General features: G+C 31.0%; 25 protein-coding genes. 22 read left to right on the top strand and 3 right to left on the bottom strand.

Going from position 1 to position 19,934, the window contains the following annotated elements:
- Positions 1-3 precede the first annotated feature (3 nt).
- The gene (locus tag D1818_RS19515) at positions 4-675 is read right to left on the bottom strand and encodes a DUF4386 domain-containing protein (protein WP_118460941.1); all 672 of its coding nucleotides are present in this window, start codon (positions 673-675) and stop codon (positions 4-6) included.
- 151 nt (positions 676-826) lie between these two features.
- Between D1818_RS19515 and D1818_RS19510 the strand changes: the two genes are divergently transcribed.
- The 15 genes from D1818_RS19510 (at position 827) to D1818_RS19435 (ending at position 13,209) form a co-directional block, all read left to right on the top strand.
- On the top strand, positions 827-1,282 hold the full coding sequence (locus D1818_RS19510; protein WP_118460940.1) for a hypothetical protein: 456 nt from the start codon (positions 827-829) through the stop codon (positions 1,280-1,282).
- Between the two features lie 202 nt (positions 1,283-1,484).
- A complete protein-coding gene (locus tag D1818_RS19505) occupies positions 1,485-2,210 on the top strand; it encodes a hypothetical protein (RefSeq protein WP_118460939.1) in 726 nt (241 codons plus the stop codon).
- A 152-nt stretch (positions 2,211-2,362) separates the two neighbouring features.
- Positions 2,363-2,851, top strand: a complete 489-nt coding sequence (locus tag D1818_RS19500; RefSeq protein WP_118460938.1) for a hypothetical protein — start codon at positions 2,363-2,365, stop codon at positions 2,849-2,851.
- Positions 2,852-3,042: 191 nt separating this feature from the next.
- Positions 3,043-3,522, top strand: coding sequence for a hypothetical protein (locus tag D1818_RS19495; protein ID WP_118460937.1), 480 nt, complete (start codon positions 3,043-3,045; stop codon positions 3,520-3,522).
- Between the two features lie 94 nt (positions 3,523-3,616).
- A complete protein-coding gene (locus tag D1818_RS19490) occupies positions 3,617-3,892 on the top strand; it encodes a hypothetical protein (RefSeq protein WP_118463957.1) in 276 nt (91 codons plus the stop codon).
- A 1,092-nt stretch (positions 3,893-4,984) separates the two neighbouring features.
- Positions 4,985-6,139 (top strand): tetratricopeptide repeat protein, encoded by a 1,155-nt coding sequence (locus D1818_RS19480; RefSeq protein ID WP_118460935.1) that lies wholly within the window; start codon positions 4,985-4,987, stop codon positions 6,137-6,139.
- 138 nt (positions 6,140-6,277) lie between these two features.
- Positions 6,278-6,655, top strand: coding sequence for a DUF2200 domain-containing protein (locus D1818_RS19475; RefSeq protein WP_118460934.1), 378 nt, complete (start codon positions 6,278-6,280; stop codon positions 6,653-6,655).
- A 190-nt stretch (positions 6,656-6,845) separates the two neighbouring features.
- The gene (locus D1818_RS19470) at positions 6,846-7,406 is read left to right on the top strand and encodes a DUF6090 family protein (RefSeq protein ID WP_118460932.1); all 561 of its coding nucleotides are present in this window, start codon (positions 6,846-6,848) and stop codon (positions 7,404-7,406) included.
- Positions 7,407-7,542: 136 nt separating this feature from the next.
- Positions 7,543-8,061, top strand: coding sequence for a GNAT family N-acetyltransferase (locus tag D1818_RS19465; protein ID WP_118460930.1), 519 nt, complete (start codon positions 7,543-7,545; stop codon positions 8,059-8,061).
- Between the two features lie 295 nt (positions 8,062-8,356).
- Positions 8,357-9,565: a carboxypeptidase-like regulatory domain-containing protein gene (locus D1818_RS19460; RefSeq protein WP_118460928.1), complete on the top strand. Its 1,209-nt coding sequence runs from the start codon at positions 8,357-8,359 to the stop codon at positions 9,563-9,565.
- Positions 9,566-9,646: 81 nt separating this feature from the next.
- Positions 9,647-10,177: a DUF4269 domain-containing protein gene (locus D1818_RS19455; RefSeq protein ID WP_233558600.1), complete on the top strand. Its 531-nt coding sequence runs from the start codon at positions 9,647-9,649 to the stop codon at positions 10,175-10,177.
- A 168-nt stretch (positions 10,178-10,345) separates the two neighbouring features.
- On the top strand, positions 10,346-11,026 hold the full coding sequence (locus D1818_RS19450) for a carboxypeptidase-like regulatory domain-containing protein (protein WP_233558601.1): 681 nt from the start codon (positions 10,346-10,348) through the stop codon (positions 11,024-11,026).
- A gap of 11 nt (positions 11,027-11,037) precedes the next feature.
- Positions 11,038-12,048 carry a transglutaminase domain-containing protein gene (locus D1818_RS19445; RefSeq protein ID WP_118460926.1) on the top strand — a complete coding sequence of 337 codons (1,011 nt, stop codon included), beginning with the start codon at positions 11,038-11,040 and terminating at the stop codon, positions 12,046-12,048.
- An 87-nt stretch (positions 12,049-12,135) separates the two neighbouring features.
- A complete protein-coding gene (locus tag D1818_RS19440) occupies positions 12,136-12,786 on the top strand; it encodes a DUF2459 domain-containing protein (protein ID WP_118460924.1) in 651 nt (216 codons plus the stop codon).
- An 18-nt stretch (positions 12,787-12,804) separates the two neighbouring features.
- A complete protein-coding gene (locus tag D1818_RS19435; RefSeq protein WP_118460922.1) occupies positions 12,805-13,209 on the top strand; it encodes a hypothetical protein in 405 nt (134 codons plus the stop codon).
- 201 nt (positions 13,210-13,410) lie between these two features.
- Here D1818_RS19435 and D1818_RS19430 read toward each other — a convergent pair whose 3' ends face one another.
- Positions 13,411-14,010 carry a fasciclin domain-containing protein gene (locus D1818_RS19430; protein ID WP_118460920.1) on the bottom strand — a complete coding sequence of 200 codons (600 nt, stop codon included), beginning with the start codon at positions 14,008-14,010 and terminating at the stop codon, positions 13,411-13,413.
- A gap of 306 nt (positions 14,011-14,316) precedes the next feature.
- Here D1818_RS19430 and D1818_RS19425 point away from each other — a divergent pair, with 306 nt between their 5' ends.
- The 7 genes from D1818_RS19425 (at position 14,317) to D1818_RS19400 (ending at position 18,845) form a co-directional block, all read left to right on the top strand.
- Positions 14,317-15,768, top strand: coding sequence for an amidohydrolase (locus tag D1818_RS19425; protein ID WP_118460918.1), 1,452 nt, complete (start codon positions 14,317-14,319; stop codon positions 15,766-15,768).
- A 12-nt stretch (positions 15,769-15,780) separates the two neighbouring features.
- Complete coding sequence (locus D1818_RS19420; RefSeq protein WP_118460916.1) at positions 15,781-16,836, top strand: SMP-30/gluconolactonase/LRE family protein; 1,056 nt, start codon at positions 15,781-15,783, stop codon at positions 16,834-16,836.
- 42 nt (positions 16,837-16,878) lie between these two features.
- Positions 16,879-17,454 (top strand): Crp/Fnr family transcriptional regulator, encoded by a 576-nt coding sequence (locus D1818_RS19415; protein WP_118460914.1) that lies wholly within the window; start codon positions 16,879-16,881, stop codon positions 17,452-17,454.
- 76 nt (positions 17,455-17,530) lie between these two features.
- Positions 17,531-17,983 (top strand): carboxymuconolactone decarboxylase family protein, encoded by a 453-nt coding sequence (locus D1818_RS19410; protein ID WP_118460912.1) that lies wholly within the window; start codon positions 17,531-17,533, stop codon positions 17,981-17,983.
- A 20-nt stretch (positions 17,984-18,003) separates the two neighbouring features.
- Complete coding sequence (locus D1818_RS19405; RefSeq protein WP_233558531.1) at positions 18,004-18,285, top strand: hypothetical protein; 282 nt, start codon at positions 18,004-18,006, stop codon at positions 18,283-18,285.
- 14 nt (positions 18,286-18,299) lie between these two features.
- A complete protein-coding gene (locus D1818_RS25815; RefSeq protein WP_255424761.1) occupies positions 18,300-18,434 on the top strand; it encodes a hypothetical protein in 135 nt (44 codons plus the stop codon).
- An 87-nt stretch (positions 18,435-18,521) separates the two neighbouring features.
- Positions 18,522-18,845, top strand: a complete 324-nt coding sequence (locus D1818_RS19400; RefSeq protein ID WP_118460910.1) for a GNAT family N-acetyltransferase — start codon at positions 18,522-18,524, stop codon at positions 18,843-18,845.
- Positions 18,846-18,850: 5 nt separating this feature from the next.
- Here the strand turns inward: D1818_RS19400 and obgE are convergent, their stop codons facing one another.
- Positions 18,851-19,849: a GTPase ObgE gene (gene obgE / locus D1818_RS19395; protein ID WP_118460908.1), complete on the bottom strand. Its 999-nt coding sequence runs from the start codon at positions 19,847-19,849 to the stop codon at positions 18,851-18,853.
- Positions 19,850-19,934: the final 85 nt, after the last annotated feature.

Genomic DNA, 19,934 nt, shown 5'->3' with positions numbered 1-19,934 from the left:
ATACTAAAGTTTTTTTTGAGAAAAGTCTTTCACCAATAACCAAATTGTAAAAGACAACTCACCAATTACACCAGTAAAAATTACAATAGCCTCAAAATAAGACTGATATTCACTATAACTAGCTAAATATAATTTTGAAGATCCATCAATAGCGTAACCTAAAGCACCTAGAATCAATAGAAAACCAATGATTCTAGGTATATAATTTGATTTTAAGGCTAAAAAACCAAGTAACAATAAATGTACACCAAAAAATAGGAGACCAATCGTCCAAAGCTTATCGAAATTAGATAGTAAATCAATTATACTAGTTTGCAACTCTACAGAATTTGTTTCTTCAGAAGTAATAGTATAGACCTTAATTAATTTGACTAAAGCAATTAAAAAAAACGAAGCGTGTAAACCTCTGAATAAGGATGCTATATATGATACTGTTTTATGAGTTGGCTCAGTGATTTTAAATAATGACCAAATCAAAAACACATCTGAAGTTAGCATTACCAAAAACCCAATCAATCCTTGTCTAAACTGGATAGAATTATTAATAATATTCAAGGTTGTTTGTTCACTATTATTCAAATCTACAAGAGATGTTAGAATTGTAAAATTTGCATAAAAACCAGAAATGAAAATTAATAAGTACGCAATCCCTGAAGCTTTAGACAATGTTTTCATAGTGTCGTATTTTTAAATCATACTACAAAACTACTTTCATTTAGAGAGTTATAAATTGACTTTGGTTAAGAAGAGAAAACGTATTATTTAACTTAAGTCAATTACTGTTATAAATGCATTGTTGACCTTTGTATTTCAAAAATCTAATTATATGAAATCTTTAATTATACTTTTATCAAGTTTTGTAATTTCTTTGTTTATTATCAAGATTATCAACAAGGATTATGATTTTGCGTTATCGGCTCGAATTGCAATGTCAATAATGCTCCTATTTACAGCGATTGGGCATTTTGCATTTACAAAAGGTATGTCTATGATGATACCTAAATTTATTCCCTATAAAGAGACATTCGTTCATCTAACAGGAATATTTGAAATTTTACTTGCAATAAGCCTTCTTATTCCTCGATTGATATATATATCTGGTTGGACACTCATTATTTTTCTTGTTCTGATGTTACCTGCTAATATTTATGCTTCAATACATAATGTGAACTATCAAAAAGGAACGTTTGACGGACATGGTCTTGCCTATTTATGGTTTAGGGTTCCTCTACAAATTCTATTTGTAATCTGGACTTATTTAAGCACAATCCGAATTCATTAAAGAAGAAATCCAGTAGCTAACAACGCTATAATTCTTTACTAGTAATTACCTGCTTACTATGGATATTGCGGACTTTTTATATATAATTTATTTTATAGAAATGTATTGTTAGGATATTTTGATATTCGTACTTTCGAAAGAAAGGAACAATACATACATTTATCAAAACCAATAGTGTAAACTATCTACCTTACCATACACCATGAAAAAAATATTCAATTTTATTGCTTTTATATTAGTATTATCTTCTTGTAATCAATCCAAACCTAGAATAGGGATTGTTGAGGAAAAAGACCTTACTCAAACCCAAATAGATTCGATTTTGAATGAGTATAACTTTATATATGATGATTTAACTTTTATAGATAGCACGAATCAGGTACTATTCCCGATAACAACTCAAAAAAGTTACAACAGGAAAAGATATAGTAGTTCTGAATACGAAGTAGAAAACTACCCCAGGTATTGGAATATTCTATTTTACAACAACATTAGTAACAAAACTAGCTTACTTACAAATTCTAAAGTTCGTATTTCAGATTTCAGATGTAATATTAAAAACTCAGGTCCAATTTTGAAAGACAGAATATTATATAAAATCGGTGATACAGACTATAATAAAGATAAGAAATACAATTTCAAAGATCCTCTTCATCTATTTGTTTCCAATATTGACGGAAGTCAACTAACTAGACTTTCTCCATTAAACGAAAATTTACAAACCTATCAAATAGTTCCAAATACTGACAAAATAATTTTTAGAACCATTAGAGATATTGACTCCGATTTTGATTTTGATAATGAAGATGAGCTAATATGGTATCAGGTTGATTTATCAATTACAAATTCTCTTAAAGAAATTATCAAAACAACAGACAGAAAATTGATTGAAAAATTATATTTTGAGCAATGGCTTGTTAAAAAGTAATGAAATCGTAACACTAACATTGAAAGTTAAATTATCAATATAATAGTTATTGTATTTTTAGTAAAACGCAATGCTTAAAAAATGGAAAAATCAAAAGGGAAGGTAACATTTCGCACTACTACGATACATATATAAAATGTTCCGATACATTTATGAAATCGATTGTTTTAATAATATCATTATCATTCTCTAATTTCGGATTTGGACAGAATGCGGGAGGATACTTTGATTACGAAAAAATAAAAAGCTCTTTACCGCAATATGAAACTAACAAAAATTTTATAAGAGAATTAGAGGAAAAGTATAATGATTCTCTTTTATTAATAGTTCGCCCTTTTCAAAAAAGGATTTCAGATGCTCCGCACTTAGATTATTCCCCAACGGAATTAAAAAAAATGCAAGACTCGATTCAAAAATTGGAACTAAAAATAGAAACATTTCGTAAATCAGCTATTAAAATTATCGGAAGAAAGAGAAAAGAACTTGATAAATCAATTAATGGAATTATATTTTCCTCAATGACGGAATTTTGTAAGTTCAAGAATATTGGATTTCTTACACCAAAAACCGAATTGCTTTTTTGTGAGAAGTGTTTGGATTACACCTATGAATTGATTGAATTTATGAAATTAAAAAAGTAACGTATCACAACCCTATATATTTGATCATAGCGGTTATGGGACTATTTGAAAAGTCTGAGTATTTTTGCATTGACGCAATGGTCTCAAAAAAGAAAAGTTAACAACCAATGTACTAGAAATATCGAAAAAAAGGTAACATTTCGCACTACTCCAATACATATATTAAAGATCGTGCTTAATTAACGAAACGAATGTCTGAAGAATTTACCATAAAGAATAGAAAAAGAGAATTTGATAAAATCTTTAAAGAAATAATTGTTCCCTTTTTTAAAACAGTAAATTTTAAAAGACATACGAAAACATCAAAGCGCTTATTCAAAAACTTAGGGCATGAATTGTCAGTTTTTATAATCTTTGAATACAAAACTTTCGGATATGGGTTTTATGATACTACTATAGTGTACTACGATTCCGATATTGGCGATGTTTACAATGATCAATATCTAGTGATGGCAAAAATTAAAATTCAAACCATAGAAGGATGTAATGCTGAAGAACTCAACTCATCTGCTGATTCATGGCTAAAGCATGTGAAATCTGAAGTAATACCATTTATTGAAAATCATTCTACTCACAAAGCTATATTAGCATCTAATGAATTTTATATATCCAAAGCAAGAGAAAATGAAATCATTGAAATTTTGAAAAAAAAATCAATGAAAGACAAATAAGAAAAAAACCAAGTACAACACTGTGCAACAAAGCATTAAAACGCTTCTTACACTAAACTTTAATGCTAAGCTAGAAATTTATAAAAAAATATTAATGGAAAAAAACAAGCTATCCGAATTAACTGATGAAGAACTTTTGATTGAAAAAAAGAAATTAAAAAAGAGAAAAATTGTAAATGCTTTAATAATTGGGTTTCTAGCCGGAATCGTTGCGGTTGGAATTGTATCTTGGAGTTTAGGTGTTAGAAAAAACTTAATAGCGTTTCTTATACCAATGTTATTTCCGATGTACCTTATTTATCGAATAATAAAAAATTCAAAAAAAGATAAAGAGTTGGAAAACGTATTGAAAGAACGGAATCTGAAATAACAAAAATCGTTTTGATTTCTCTAATTATCGGACTTTACATCGGACTCCGTTTGCGATATTTTTTGGTATGAATACGATTATAGACATAGCTCTAAAAACAATCATCCAAGGACTTGTAATTTTTGTAATTATACTCATCTTCAAAGAATCCAATCTCAAATTAAAATTAATATGATTCGGAATTTACTTATGTACATTGTAATAGGAGTTTTTGCAGCAAGTTTTATGAATAATGATAGAATTTAAAACCCGCTCATAACGTATATGAGTAATGAAAATAAATAATAAAACACTTATGGTAACATCAAGTATGTGATTATAGCTGTTTCTTGCTAAATCGAATGGTCTTTGTATATTTATAATGGTCTACTGTTTTATAAAGTAAAATAATGTATAAAATAAGTGAAGACTTGTCCATAATTAGATAACATTGTGCCTTGCTATAATGAGACATATATTAAACGTTAAGTACAATTACTTATAAACCCACTAGGAGAAATGCTTTTTAATATTGTTAGAATAGTTTTAGGCATATTCTGTGTTGGATTATCGATACTTTTTCCAATTGTATTTTTTCTTGTTGCTTCCTCTAGTCATAATCCGGGAAGCACTTCTCAACTATTATTAATTATTTCCTGTTGTGTGTTTGTAGGTTATAGCCTCCTGAAAATAAATAAAATCTTAAATGATAAAACAAAAAATAATTGGATTATCTATACGACACTTTTTATATTGACAATAACCAAAATATTTATAATTCTAGAAATATATACCGAACTTCAAACCAAACCTGAATTAATTTTTATTACGATAATGTGTTTAATTTTTGTAGTTCTTCTCTATGTATCTATTGAAATAGCTTTGAGGTTAAAGAGACTAAAATCGATGAAAAAATAAAAAATACTTAACACTATATGTATGATCATAGCTGTTTCTTGCTAAATCGAATGGTCTTTGTATATTTAAGAAAGCGTAATGCTTGTAAAAAGAAAATATAGCAATCAATGCGTAGATAATGTCCAAGACTAGGTAACATTTTACCTCGCTACGACACATATATTAAACCTTGGCAACAAGCTGAAAAAATTAAGAATGAAAAACAAAATACTGATTTTACTACTGACTTTATCACCTATAATTTCCTTCAGTCAGAATCAAAATGAGAACGTCTTATACGTTGTCGATTCAATTCCAGTTATCGAAGAACCAAAGGAAGAATTTGCGACATTAACAGAAAATGAAATTGATAATGTAGTTATCGTAAAAGACAAAAAAGCTATGGAATCTTTAGGCTACAAAGATTTCGATGGAATTATTTATGTTTTCACAAAAGAATATATCAAAAGACCAGATAGCATTAAAGCAATTCCCACAACTAAATTAATGACCAAAAAAAATGGGAGTTGGTATTTAAAAAATAATTCAACACCTTATTCGGGAAAATTTATTGACTATTATCTAACCGGGAAAAAAGAAGGTGAAGGATTTTTGTTTAATGGTAAATTAAAAGGGAAGCGCCTACTCTACTACATAAATGGAAATGTGTCTAATGAAATTGAATACGAGAACGGAATTTCAAACGGACTGGAAAAAAGATTTTACAAAGATGGAACTTTAATGCAAAAAGGGAGTTTTAAGAATGGTAAAGAAATTGGAATTTGGGAAATGTATCATCCAAATCAACAATTAAAACAGCGGACTACATTTAACGATAATGGAAAAATGGATGGCGAATCTGTTTCATATTACTCAACTGGAAAAGAAAAAGGTAAAACCGTTTATATTAAAGGAGTTTATCAAAAAGATAAGATAAATGATAAGATTTTTGAAATTTATAATCAAGCTCAAACATATTATAAACAAGGAAACTTTAAATCAGCCATAAAAAAATATTCAAAGTGTATTGAGCTTAACGAAAATTGGGCTGACGGATATTTTGCACGAGCTACTGCAAAACTTAACAATTTTAAATTTGATGAGGCAATCAAAGATTTTGACAAAACTTTGGAGATTGAGCCCTATTTTACGAATGCATATTCGAATCGAGCTTTTGCATTAATTAGAAAGCACGAACTTGGAAATGGAAGAACCTTATCAAAATCAAAAGACATCCAAATAATCGCAACAAAAAAAGCTAAAATTCCAGAATCAGAATCGGACAAAATTTGTGCAGATCTAAAAAAAGCTGTGTCACTTGGAGATAATAATTGGATGGTTTTAGAAGCATTAGAAAAACATTGCAAATAGTAAAACTAGTTCTAGACTGTTTACGAAAATTCTCACGGATTTTCTATTCAATTTCTATTTGCTAAATTAGGTGATTAAAAACACCCAACAATCTATTTACAAACATGTTAGCACCAATCAATTCAAAAGAAAATAAAAATGGAAGTTACAGCCGAAAAAAATGAAAAGGTTGCCAATATGATATTTGCATCCATTTATCCACTTTACCTCAATAGACTGGAAAAAAACAGAAGAACAAAAGAAGAACTCAATCAAGTAATTAAATGGTTTACTGGTTTTGATAAAGATGCTCTACAAACACTTATTGATGAAAAAGTAACCTTTAGAACATTTTTTCAAAAAGCTAAAATACATCCAAACGCACACTTGATTAAGGGAGTCGTTTGTGGGTATCGAATTGAAGAAATAGAAGATGAATTTGAATTATATAAACAATGTAGACGCATGGAAAAGTTGATTGATGAATTGGCAAGAGGTCGTAAAATGGATAAAATCTTGCGAGAAGAAAAAAAGTAACAACTACCTAAGGAGCATTTCTACTTGACCCAAAAATTCAGTAGACCTTAATTAAGCCTGCTAAGTAACGAACTAAAGCGAAAAAGCTTATTACACTCTAATATTTCTTCTACCGAACACTATCGGTCAGCAAGAAAAAATGCTATATTAACATAGCATCAAACAATAATAGGATGAATAATAATTACGAATGAAACAATTAAGTCAATTCATCAGAGAAACTATTACTGTAATAATTGGAATTTTGATTGCTTTATTTATCAACAATTGGAATGAGGATAGAAAGGACAAAGAGTATTTGAATCAAATATTTTCCTCTATCGAAAAAGAATTAGAAGAAAGCCTGATAGATCTAAAAAAAGTAATTCCTAAGCAATTGGCATCTGCCGACAGCATAGAAGTTTACATGAATAATGAAGAAGTATCTATATACGATATAATTATAAGAGCAAATGGTGTTCATGCTCCAAGGATAAAAACTAATTCGTGGAATGCTATTGCCAATTCTAAAATTGAATTAATAGAATATGAAAAACTATCCGCATTAGCCGATATTCAAGAAAGAAAAGAAAATCTTAGTTGGAGAATTGAAAAACAAATGGATTTTATGTTTCAAAACATTGAAAAGACTGATAAAGAAAAAAAGAAAGTTCTTAAAATGACAATTTTAGATATAGTTGGTGCAGAAAAAAGCTTACTATCTCAAATCGAAAAAATATTAAAAGATGATACTATTATCGATAATGATTAAAAAGAGAAAGTTCATAAGTTCGAACCAATACTACTGTATCTATAAGTACAGCATACTTCAGAGGTGCTACGCTCCTTATAATTAATGTTCTACGTCATACCTTTAGAACCGAATTAAATAAAAATCTAATTGTAAAATGACAGAAATATCATACGGAAAAGCTAAACTCCCAGATTCATTGAGGATATCCGTTCTATTAAAAACAGTTTATATCCAAACTTATGCGGTAGATGGAGTAACATTCGAGTTTGCAAATTTTATAACCAAGAGATTCTCTCCAGAACTTATTGAAACAATAATAAAAGAAAATCCAAGTCGGCTAATTATAGCTTATCATAATGGAAATCCTATTGGAGTAGCCGAAATAATTTATAATAGTAATTGTCCAATTAGAAAAATAGCTATTCCCGAGCTAAACAAATTGTATGTTTTGGAACGATTTTACGGAAACGGAATTGGTTACGGATTAATGAATCAGGCTGAAAAAGAAGTTCGCGAAAGCGGATTTAACGAATTTAATCTGGAGGTTTATATTAAGAACGACAGAGCAATTGCTTTTTATAAAAGACAAGGTTATGTTTCAATAGGCAATGTGGATTTTCCAATGGAATCTAATACTTATGAAAATTTGGTAATGAATAAAGTATTGAACTAAAAAAGTACGAACACACAATTTCATATATAAAATTAAAGCAAAGTTTGATCCCAAATCGAAAAAGTCTTTTTTCTTTTCAGTAGTGCTAGATACCAATTTAGGCCAAGTAAAGCTTTTATAAATCAATAATGAAATAAAAATATTCGGATAAATAAATTGATTCAGGTATACGTACCCTGTTTCAAGTCATATATTTAGTGCTAGAATTCTCCGAAAAAGAACCATATTCACTAAAGATAATAGCAGAATTATTTTTAAAATTGTATCAAAACCATAACTGATTCGTCTTCAAAATATGAGCAAAACTTATATCTACTCTTTTATCCTATTGTTTTTTTCTTTAACAATCACAGCACAAAAAAATACCAAAAGAATTTCGGGTCAATTACTAGATAAAGAAACGAGGACACCTATCGTATTCGCTTCCATCTATCTTAAAGGACAAACAATCGGAACAACCTCTAATGAAGAAGGAAATTTCACCTTTCATTTCTCATCGATTGAAGATCCGAATATGGTAGTAATATCAAGTATAGGTTACGAATCGGTTCAAATAAATGTTGATGACTTTGTTTCTAATCAGAAAATATTTCTTAGTTCCAAAATTGATGAATTAAGTGAAGTAACAATCATCGCAACCAAAAAGAAGAAACTAACGGCAAAGGATATTGTAAAAAAAGCATATCTGGAAATTGAAAATAACTATCCTACAAAACCTTATATATCTGAAGGTTTTATTCGTGATGTCCAAAATGAAGATGGTACATATGTAGAATATCTAGAGTGCGCAGCTAGATTTTATAACGAAGCACACAATATTGACAAGGAACCAAAAGTAGAATTAGTTGAAGTAAAGAGTAATTACATTGCCCAAAAAAATCCTTGGAATGAAAAATGGGATAGGAAAAACTCAATTGTTGATTTAATAGAAGATGACTTCATTAGGTTTGACTATGGACCTATCAAAAGTAAAAAAGGATGGAAATATGAATTAGAAGATGTATTACTTTACAATAATAAATACGTTTATAAAATTATAGCAACCGATAAACCTTTCCAAAAAGCGATATTATATATAGATACAGAATCTTTTGCTTTCGTTAAAATGGAACTTACAAGAACAACAAATAAAGGAAAACCTTGGAAAAGGCGATTAACAAACGGACAGCAGGTAGTATACTACAACGTTGTTTTTGAATATCAGGAATTTAATGGAAAAATGTATTTGAAGTATCAAAAAGAAGAGGATACTTGGGAAATATATGATGTTAAAAATCCTTCAAAGCTTTTATTTACTAAGAATCCTAAAAAAGAACTTTTCATTAACAAAATAGTAATTGAAGATATTGAAAACTATCCTTTTGCAGAAAATATGCAAATTGGAGTAAGTCTTGAAAATCAAGCAAAACCTTATAATCCCGAATTTTGGTTAAATTATAATGCGCCTGAAAAAACAAAGGCGATGAGTAAAATAGAACGATACTTAAAAGAAAATGTTGATTGATTTAGTAAATAAAAAGCATAGCTAAAGAATACTAAATCAAAAAGTTTGTGATTATTCTAAAAAGCAAAAAAATAAAAACCGTTGATCAAGGATTTCACTAATATCGAATACCTAAAAACTGGAAATAAAAGACAGCAGCAAGCCTATATACAATTGTCTGAGCTCGAAATTTTTGATAAGTTAAATACATATAACCCTATCCTTACCGGAACTATACCAATTGAGATTGATACACCAAAAAGTGATTTGGATATCATCTGTCATTGTCCTAATCACCAAGAGTTTCAGACGACTTTAACCAAATTGTATGCTGATCAAAATGATTTTGAGATTAGAACCAGTTTTTGGAATGGTCTAACATCTGTTATCGCTAAGTTCCAATCAGAAAGATATGTGATAGAAATTTTTGGGCAAAATCAGCCAACTCAAAAACAATATGCATACAGGCATATGATTAAAGAGTATAAAATCCTACAGGCAAAGGGACTAAGATTTAAAGAAGAGATACTAAAACTAAAAAAACAAGGATTAAAAACAGAACCTGCTTTTGCTAAGCTATTAGGGTTAACCGGAGATCCGTATGAAGAACTTTTAAAGTTTAAAATACAATAACTTTTGATCCTATCTCTCTTCATAACCTTCGTTATTTTATTGTTTTAATATTTCCACACTCACCAAAAAGAATGCTTTACGAATCAAAAAGAGGTGTTCGCTAATTCCACATTTCATATCATCTACTGTAACAGTAGGTTTGAAGTATTAACTATAAAGAATAATACTATGAATGATCAATTTAGTTTAAACATCAAAAGTCCTTGTACTGAGAATTTCAATAGCTTTTCTCCAACAAAAAAAGGTGGATTTTGTAATTCTTGCACAAAAGAAGTTATCGATTTCTCTACCATGAGTTCTAAGCAAATAATACATTACTTCGAAACAAATACCACTAAAAACACCTGTGGAAGATTTAACAATGAGCAATTAACAACCTATACTCACACTGCTCATAAAAGAAAGAACATTAGTTTCATTAGTGGAATTGCCTTTGCCTTTATAGCATTACTTTCTTTTACTAAAACACAGGCACAACACATCAAAAATCAAATAAAAACTTCAGACGACAACTCTTCAAAATTTCAGAAAGATATCAATGAAAATAACATTACAGTAAAGGGTATCGTTTCTGAAAACGACATTCCGTTGCCAGGTGCCAATGTAGTTTTAGAAGGTACTGCGGTAGGAACATCTACTGATTTTGATGGTAATTTTGAGTTTCCTGTACAACTTAAAAAAGGTGATGTTTTAGTGTTTAGTTATATAGGTTTTACTTCTAAAAAAGTAGTAATTCAGGATAAAAACTCTGCTAATGATATCGCCTTAAATGTAAACCTAAAAACATCTGGTTGTGTCCTGATGGGAAAAATAGCGGTAAAAAAAGTATATAGTTCAAAAAAGAATTAATTAGCATCGTTATGAGAACCAGCCTTTATATTTTTTTTCTTGCCGTTTTCACCAATTGTCTATATGCTCAAATCTCTGATTTTGCATCTGTAGATTTTACAAGAGCGGACAACATTGTCCAATTGAATAAAGGAGCTTCTTTAGAAAATCTTCCTGTTTTAGCACATCAACTAACAAATACATTACCCAATGATGTAGAAAAATTTAGAGCTATCTACAAGTGGGTGTGCCAAAATATTAAAGGAGATAATACACAGTTCACTGCAGTAACTAAGAAACGAAAAAAGCTTCAATATGATTCCATTTCATTTATGAGATGGAATCACGAATACAAGAAAACTGTTTTTAAAAAGTTACTGAAACACAAAAAAACAATGTGTACTGGCTATGCCTATTTGATTAAAGAACTGTGTTTTCTAGCAAACATACAATGCGAAATTGTAGATGGATACGGAAGATCTGTAACGTCGAATATAAAAGAACTGGAAATGGCCAATCATTCCTGGAATGCTGTGCGCTTAGATGGCAAATGGTATTTATGCGATGCTACCTGGGCAAGCGGATACCTAAACGAATATAATACTTTTGTAACAGCATATAATGATGGGTACTTTTTGACAGATCCAGTTTTATTCGGGAAAAACCACTTTCCTTTAGAAAAAAAATGGCTACTCGACGACAATATAACATCTACAGATTTTATAAAAGCTCCGTTAGTTTACGCAGAAACTTTCCGAAACAACATTACTCCTATGTATCCGCAGAACATGGATGTTTCTATCAATAAGAATGATGAAATTATATTTAGTTTTAAATCAGCTAACCCAGTTATGGATAAAAATATCGCCTTAGTCCATTATGTAGGGTCCAAAGAAAAGAATTTAAAGATTTACAATACTGAAAATGTTGATAATATCATATCCTTTACTCACGCGTTTACCCGAAAAGGCTTCTATGACATGCATCTAAAAGTTAACGGTAATATCGTGGCTACTTATACGATTACAGTTACTAAAGGTTAGGTATAATTTGCATAGCTAGGTCGTAGCAAACTGATATTAGTTCCTGGATCATCCAAAAGAATTCATTGATTTTTTGTAACTAGTACTATGCAACTGGTAAAAAAGATACTGAAATGCTTAGGAGTGGTACTCCTAATTCCGATCACATATTTAATTGTTGCCTTAGTTTGTTCTTATATTCCCGTAACTCCAAAAACGAATAGCGAGGAACAAAGTAAAAGTATTTATTTAGCCACCAACGGTATTCATCTAGAAATCATCATCCCGAAAACGGAAATAGGTTCTTTACTTCATAATGGTTTAAGAGATAGCGAGCAAACGCAATTCTTATCCTTCGGTTGGGGAGACAAGACTTATTATACAAAGACTGCGAAATCAATGGATTTCAACAATCTGAACAGATTTCAGGCTGCACTACTAAATTCTCCTTCTTTAATCCATGTGACGAGATATACCAGAGCGCAATGTCATTGGATAGAAATCAAAATAACAGCTACACAACTTATAAAACTACAAACCTATATTAAAGAATCATTCAAAACCAATACTAAAAACACTAAAGCCATAGTTCCCGAAATAAGTTATGGTAGTATGGATAATTTTTATAAAGCTAATGGAAGTTATAATTGCCTAAACACCTGTAATACATGGGTAAATACAGGTTTCAAACAAAGTGATCTAAAATCTTGTCTTTGGACTCCTTTTGATTTTGGATTATTAAAGATTCATAAAAACTAAACAACACCGTTTTGAAGTATGATTCACAAAATTCAGCAATTAATTGACACCTTCAGAAAGAAACCAAGACAACTTTTCCTTGTCGATGGATTGGGTGCATTGCTTACCTCGTTTTCTCTGGCTGTGGTGTTAACTACATTTCAGGAATATATTGGAATGCCTCAAAGAATGCTTTACTTTTTGTCTATAGTAGGTCTAATATTTGCTACATATTCCATCTTATGTTATTTCCTAAATCCAAAAAATTGGCAGTCTTTACTTAGAATTATTGCTTTTGCTAATTTAGGATATTGCTTGTTAACCATTAGATATATGTATCTATTCTATGAAAGTTTAACCACTTTAGGATTACTCTACTTCATCTTAGAAATCCTCATCATATTCGCAATAGTAGCTTTAGAACTTGGAACTACTAAATCTTAGTTTATTCTTAAATATTCAAATAAAAATGCATTAAACCCAGTTCTTGAACAACTCACTATCGTATTTTGAAGTTACCAATATTGACTAGAATGTAGAAAATTATTCCATTCCTATTTTACCTTAACCCATAAAAAAAACCTCACAACTCTATCTAATTGTGAGGTTCTCCGGTTTTAAACAAACACATTAAATTATGTCTTTCTATTTTCTGGGCATCATTACGGTTTCTAGCGTATGGATCATTCCGTTAGTTGCTTCAATATCAGTTGTCATCAAACGACCAGAATTACCATTCTTATCGATTAAATAGATTTTACCTCTTTTTCTACTTGCTATTAGTTTAGTACCGCCCAAGGTTCTTAGCTTTACACTTCCTCCTCCTTCATTAATAGCTTTAATAATATCTTGTTCATTGATAGTTCCCGGAATAATATGATAATTCATAATAGAAGTCATATCATCCTTGTTTTCTGAGGACATCAATTTATCTTTAGTTTCTTTTGGTAATTTCTTAAATGCACCATTTAACGGAGCAAATACAGTATATGATTTTTGACCACTAAACTTTTCGGCATATTCTGAAGATTGAACAATTTTATTCAACTCTGTAAATGCAATATCATAAGATATCAACTCATTAATTGTAGAAACATTAGTTTCTTTAGAACCAACATTAGCTTGAGCTATCAGCTTGTCATTTTCTAAAGTTCTATCTTCTTTCTTAACAACAAGATTTTGGCAAGAAACAAATGTAATAATCAGAATAAATGCAAAAACGTTAAATAAACTATTAATCTTCATTTTAAAATTGATTTTTATGGAGTAATTCTTATGTTATTTATAACAGTTATATAATCAATGTATTACTTGAATATGGGTTAAAACTATTGTAATTAACGTTAACAAATGTTAACAAATGAGTATTCGTAAGAACTCAATTAGTAAACGTTTTTTAATACATGTGGTTGTGCCGTAAAAGACCTAATTACGAATATTAAAAATCGAAAAGTAAACGCTTATAAGAATGTTTTAAAATGCAATTATCAACATAAAAACATTATTTTTAAGGTAATCATCTTAATCAAACTCATTAAACACCGGGCTATTATGAAATCAAACAACTTTATTTACTTACTACTGTGTTCTATGTTGATCATTCCAATTTATGGTCAAAAAAAACCATCTGAAAGTAAACAAGCAATCATAAAATCGATAGAAAAACATCAACAAGAACTTATCAGTATCAGTGATCAAATTTGGGCATTAGCAGAAACTGCTTTTGAAGAAAACCAATCTTCAAAATTATTAGCAGATTATGCGGAGAAACAAGGATTTACTGTAGAACGAGGTGTTGCTGGGATGCCAACAGCTTTTGTAGCCATCTACGGATCTGGAAAACCCGTAATCAGTGTATTAGGAGAATTTGATGCATTACCCGGAATCTCACAAAAAGCGCAACCCACAAAATCTCCTCTCACAGAAGGTGCCGCAGGACACGGTTGTGGACACAACCTATTTGGAGCAGGAAGTTTAGGGGCTGCCATCGCCATAAAAGAACTTATCCAAAGTGGTAAAATAAAAGGCACAGTAAAGTTTTTTGGTACACCAAGTGAAGAAAAATATTTTGGTAAAATATGGATGGTTAGAGAAGGTTTATGGAATGATGTAGATGCTAATATTAGCTGGCATCCATCGGCATCTACCAAAGCAGATGTACAAAGCTCTCTAGCACTAGTGGATTTTAAAGTTGAATTTTTTGGACAAGCGGCACACGCCTCTGCAGATCCATGGAATGGTAGAAGTGCCTCCGATGCATTAGAATTATATACAACAGGAATTAACTATTATCGTGAGCACGTAAAACCAACCGTTCGTATGCACTACCACATTCAGGATGGTGGACAGGTGGTTAATGTAGTTCCTGATTACTCAAGACTATGGATGCGTGTTCGAGATACAAAAAGATCCGGTATGATGCCAGTATATGAGCGTGTACAGAAAATGGCAGAAGGAGCGGCTATTATGGCAAATGTAGATTACAAAATTTCATTAATATCCGGAATTTATGAAGTACTTGTAAACCGTGAAGGAGGTAAACTAATGCAGAACAATCTGGAACTTCTTGGGCCGATTACCTATACCGATGAGGAAATTGCTTTTGGAAAAAAAATTCAGGAGATCACCAAAAAAGAACAAGTAGGCATGGATAGTGCTATTAATCCACTTGAAGAAACCAAAGAACATCCTGGAGGTGGTTCTACAGATGTAGGAGATGTAAGCTGGAACGTTCCGAACATTAATTTAGGTGTAACGACCGCGCCAAAAGACACACCTTGGCATTCATGGGCCGTAGTAGCCTGTGGAGGGATGAGTATTGGTCATAAAGGAATGTTATATGCATCGAAAGCAATGGCAATGACAATGACAGATCTTTATGAAAATCCAGAAGCTTTAAAAAAAGTAAAAGCCGAATATAAAGAGCGTAAAGGAGATCAAGTATATGAGGCAATCGTGCCAGAAGGGCCACCTCCAATTCCTAGCGATACTAAAAAGCAGTAAAAACGAGCATTTATGAAGCGTATTATACAGAGAATAGCACTTGTTCTTTTAATAGTAATCATTGCCTTTGTTGCTCATATTTTAATATCTACCGGTTTTTTCAGAACTGTCGAAAATAAATTTGAAGGAACAATAGTAAAGAAAATATCTATTCCTGGTGCCGAGGATATTACTATAAGTCAATCGAATGGTTTTGCTTTAATTTCCTCTACAAATAGAGAAATCTATCCTCCTGTAAAAGAAGAAAAAGGTGGATTATACCTGATGGATTTAGAAAATGAGAATTTTAACCTTACTCATCTAACCGCTTCTTTTAGCCAATCTTTTGCTCCTCACGGAATTTCAATGATCAAAAAAAATAAGGATAGTGTTTATAAAGTGATGGCAATTAATCATACTCTTAATGGACATTCAATCGAAGTTTTCACTTTGCAAGATAAAAACCTAGTTCACGAAAAAACACTGAAACATACTTCTTTAGTTAGTCCTAATGATCTTGTGCTAATTGATGAAAACCGTTTTTATATAACAAATGATCATAAATATACAGACGGATTTGGCAAAATACTAGAAGAGTATTTAGGACTTTCTATATCCAATGTCTTGTATTATGATGGTAAAAACTATACGGAAGTTGCCAACGGAATTGCCTATGCAAATGGAATTAATTATGACCCCAAACGAAACTTATTATTTGTAGCATCTCCCAGAGCTTTTTTGGTTAAAGTATATTCGAGAAATGTAGATGGTTCTTTGGAATTTATAGAAGATATCCCTTGTAGTACAGGAGTAGATAATATTGAAATAGATGTCAATGGCAACCTCTGGATAGGAGCGCATCCTAATTTATTACGATTTGGATCCTATGCCAAAGGGAAAAAAGAGACTTCTCCTTCAGAAATTATTAAGATTACGTATAGAGGGAAAAATGATTATAATATAGAGCAGGTATATACAAATGATGGAACTGTAATGTCCGGATCAACCGTTGCAACTCCTTTTAAAGACCTCATTATATCAGGAAATGTTATGGATGATCATTTTTTAATACTAAAAACAAAAAATTGATAGATTAGTAGCTTTGAACAGCGCGTAATTTTTTACTTAGCAATGACAGCCTCCTTAAAAAAGCATATCCTAAGATTCGTAAGTCCTTCTAAAAAAGAGATAGAGGATTTCCTAAACATTATTGAGTTAGAGAATATTCCTGCCAAGCATTATATATTAAAAGAAGGGCACTATTGTAATTACAATCATTTCATTGTAAAAGGTTGTTTCAGATCATTTTTTATCAATAAAAAAGGAGTTGAAAAAACCATCAATTTTGGGATTGAAGATTGGTGGCTTACAGATTTTGACAGTTTTATGAATCAAACCCAAACACAACTTAATATACAGGCTACTGAAGATGCTACAGTTCTAAAAATTAGTAAAACGAAATTAGACACTATTTTACAAGACTCTTTAGAAATCAATAAGTACTTCAGGATTATTCTGGAACGTGTACGGATAGCGGATCAAAGGAGAATTCAGTACATGTTCAATCTTTCTGGAGAAGAACTTTATAACACCTTTTACGAATATAACCCAGAATTTGTACAACGAATCCCACAATATATGTTAGCATCTTATCTTGGTTTTACACCCGAATTTCTAAGTAAAATAAGAGCAAAAAAACACTCTTAATGTATTTCTTAATCTAGATTAAGTTTTTCATCATTTCATATGTTGAATTTTGTCTTGAACAAATAATCTTACACATATGAAAACCGAGAGAATAGATATTAGTAAAGTAAATCCAAACGCGTATCAACCGTTATTTGATTTATACAATAATTGTAAAAAAAGTACATTAACTGACCAAGAATTTTTACTAATAGAAATTAGAGCTTCGCAAATTAATGGTTGTGCATATTGCATACAAATGCATATTAAAGAAGCTATTGAAAAAGGTGAAAAACAATATCGAATCCATGCACTGTCCATATGGAAAGACTCTCCCTTTTTTACTAAAGAAGAACAGATCATTTTAGCAATGACTGAAGAAATCACTAATATTTCGGATTATGGTTTATCAGAGAATGTATATCAAAAAGCTATTGAAACATTCGGAGAAAGAAAAGTAGCAGATATTATTATGGCTATTTGTGGAATCAATTCCTGGAATAGAATTGGAATAGCAACTTTACTTGTACCTGCACCTTCACAAGAATAAATTTCAGAAACTATTTTATTATGAAAATAATCTATATCAAACTCTTCTTGAGAGTTAGTATCGCTGTCGGATTTATATCAGCAGTTGCAGACAGATTAGGCTTTTGGCCAAAAGAAAAAGCAACCTGGGGTACTTGGGATAGTTTTTTAGAATATACAGGACTACTGAATCCTTGGGCACCAGAGTTTATGATCGATAACCTTGGAATAGCAGCAACATTTTTAGAAATACTATTAGCAGTTTTTTACTTGTTGGTTTTAAAACCTCATCATCAGCAAAAGCAAGTGGATTTTTATTATTGATTTTTGGTGTTGCGATGACAACAACATTAGGTATAAAAGTTCCTTTGGATTATTCTGTATTCTCTGCTTCCGCTGCAGCATTTGGTCTAAGTCTTATAAAAGAACAATATCTAGAAATCGACCTGTTATTTGGCAAAGAGATAAATTAAAACAATTACATCGAGTTTTTAACCATTCGTTAAGTCATTGATAATCATTTATATCATAATTTTGAGATATAACTTCAAAAATCACTTATGGCAAAGAATGACTGGTCACAACTGGAATTAATAAATAACACAGATCGTCCTAAAAAGAGATTTGAACTTCAGGTAGAAAATGAAATTATATTTATAGAGTATATACTTACTAACGACAATTCCATATACTTAACTCATACAGAGGTTCCGACATCTATGGAAGGAAAAGGATTAGGTAGTACGATCGTAAAGAAAGTATTAAAATACATTCAGGAAAAAGGATATAAAATGATTCCGCTTTGTCCCTTTGTAGCAGCTTATCTAAAAAAACATCCAGAAGCAGCAGATGGAATACTAAAAGAAGGGTACTCTGTTAAATGATAGCTCTAATCATTAAGCATTTTCCAAAGTTTATCCTTTAATTCTTGTAACCCCTGTTGTGCGACAGACGAGATGAATAAATAAGGGGCATTTAGTTGTGTATCCAACTCTGACTTTAACTCCTCTTTTAATTCATCATCGAGCATATCACATTTAGAAATCGCTATCAATCGCTCTTTATCCAATAAATCCGGATTGTATCTTCGTAATTCGTCTAATAATATCTCGTATTGCTCCTTAATATCCGGAGCATCTGCAGGAATTAAAAAGAGTAATGTAGAGTTACGTTCTATATGTCTAAGGAAACGATGACCAATACCCTTACCTTCTGCAGCTCCCTCAATAATACCAGGGATATCTGCCATCACAAAAGTTTGAAAATCTCTATACTCTACAATCCCTAAATTAGGTTTAAGCGTTGTAAACTCATAGTCTGCAATTTTTGGTTTTGCAGAAGTAATTACAGATAGTAAGGTAGATTTTCCGGCATTAGGAAAACCTACCAAACCTACATCTGCCAATATTTTAAGTTCCAGTGTGATATCAAATTCCTGACCTTCTATCCCTGGTTGTGCATATCGTGGTGTTTGGTTTACTGAATTTTTAAAATGCCAGTTTCCACGTCCACCTTTTCCACCTTCTGCAAGTACGATTTGTTGTCCTTCTTCTGTAATTTCATGAAGAATTTCCTGAGTTTCAGTATCTCGAATTACAGTTCCTAAAGGAACATCCACATATACATCTGCTCCATCTGCACCACTACTTCTACTTTTACTTCCGTGCCCTCCATGTTCTGCTCTAAAGTGACGTTTGAACTTAAGATGTAGTAATGTCCACATATTTGGATTACCTCTAACAATAACGTGACCTCCACGACCACCATCACCTCCATCAGGACCTCCTTTGGTAATATATTTTTCTCTATGTAAATGTACAGATCCTTTACCACCATTTCCTGAGGTAACGTGCAACTTTACATAATCTACAAAATTCCCTTCTGTCATAATACTTTACATCTTATTCAGGCTTAAACCAGAATCTTTTCAATTTAATCCTTTTACAATCTCGAGTGAAGTTTTCATACCACCC

Source organism: Aquimarina sp. BL5 (genome assembly GCF_003443675.1).
In the GTDB taxonomy this organism is placed as follows: Bacteria; Bacteroidota; Bacteroidia; order Flavobacteriales; family Flavobacteriaceae; genus Aquimarina.
The sequence above is the reverse complement of the archived record's forward strand: the minus strand, read 5'-3'. Positions and strand labels throughout refer to the sequence as shown.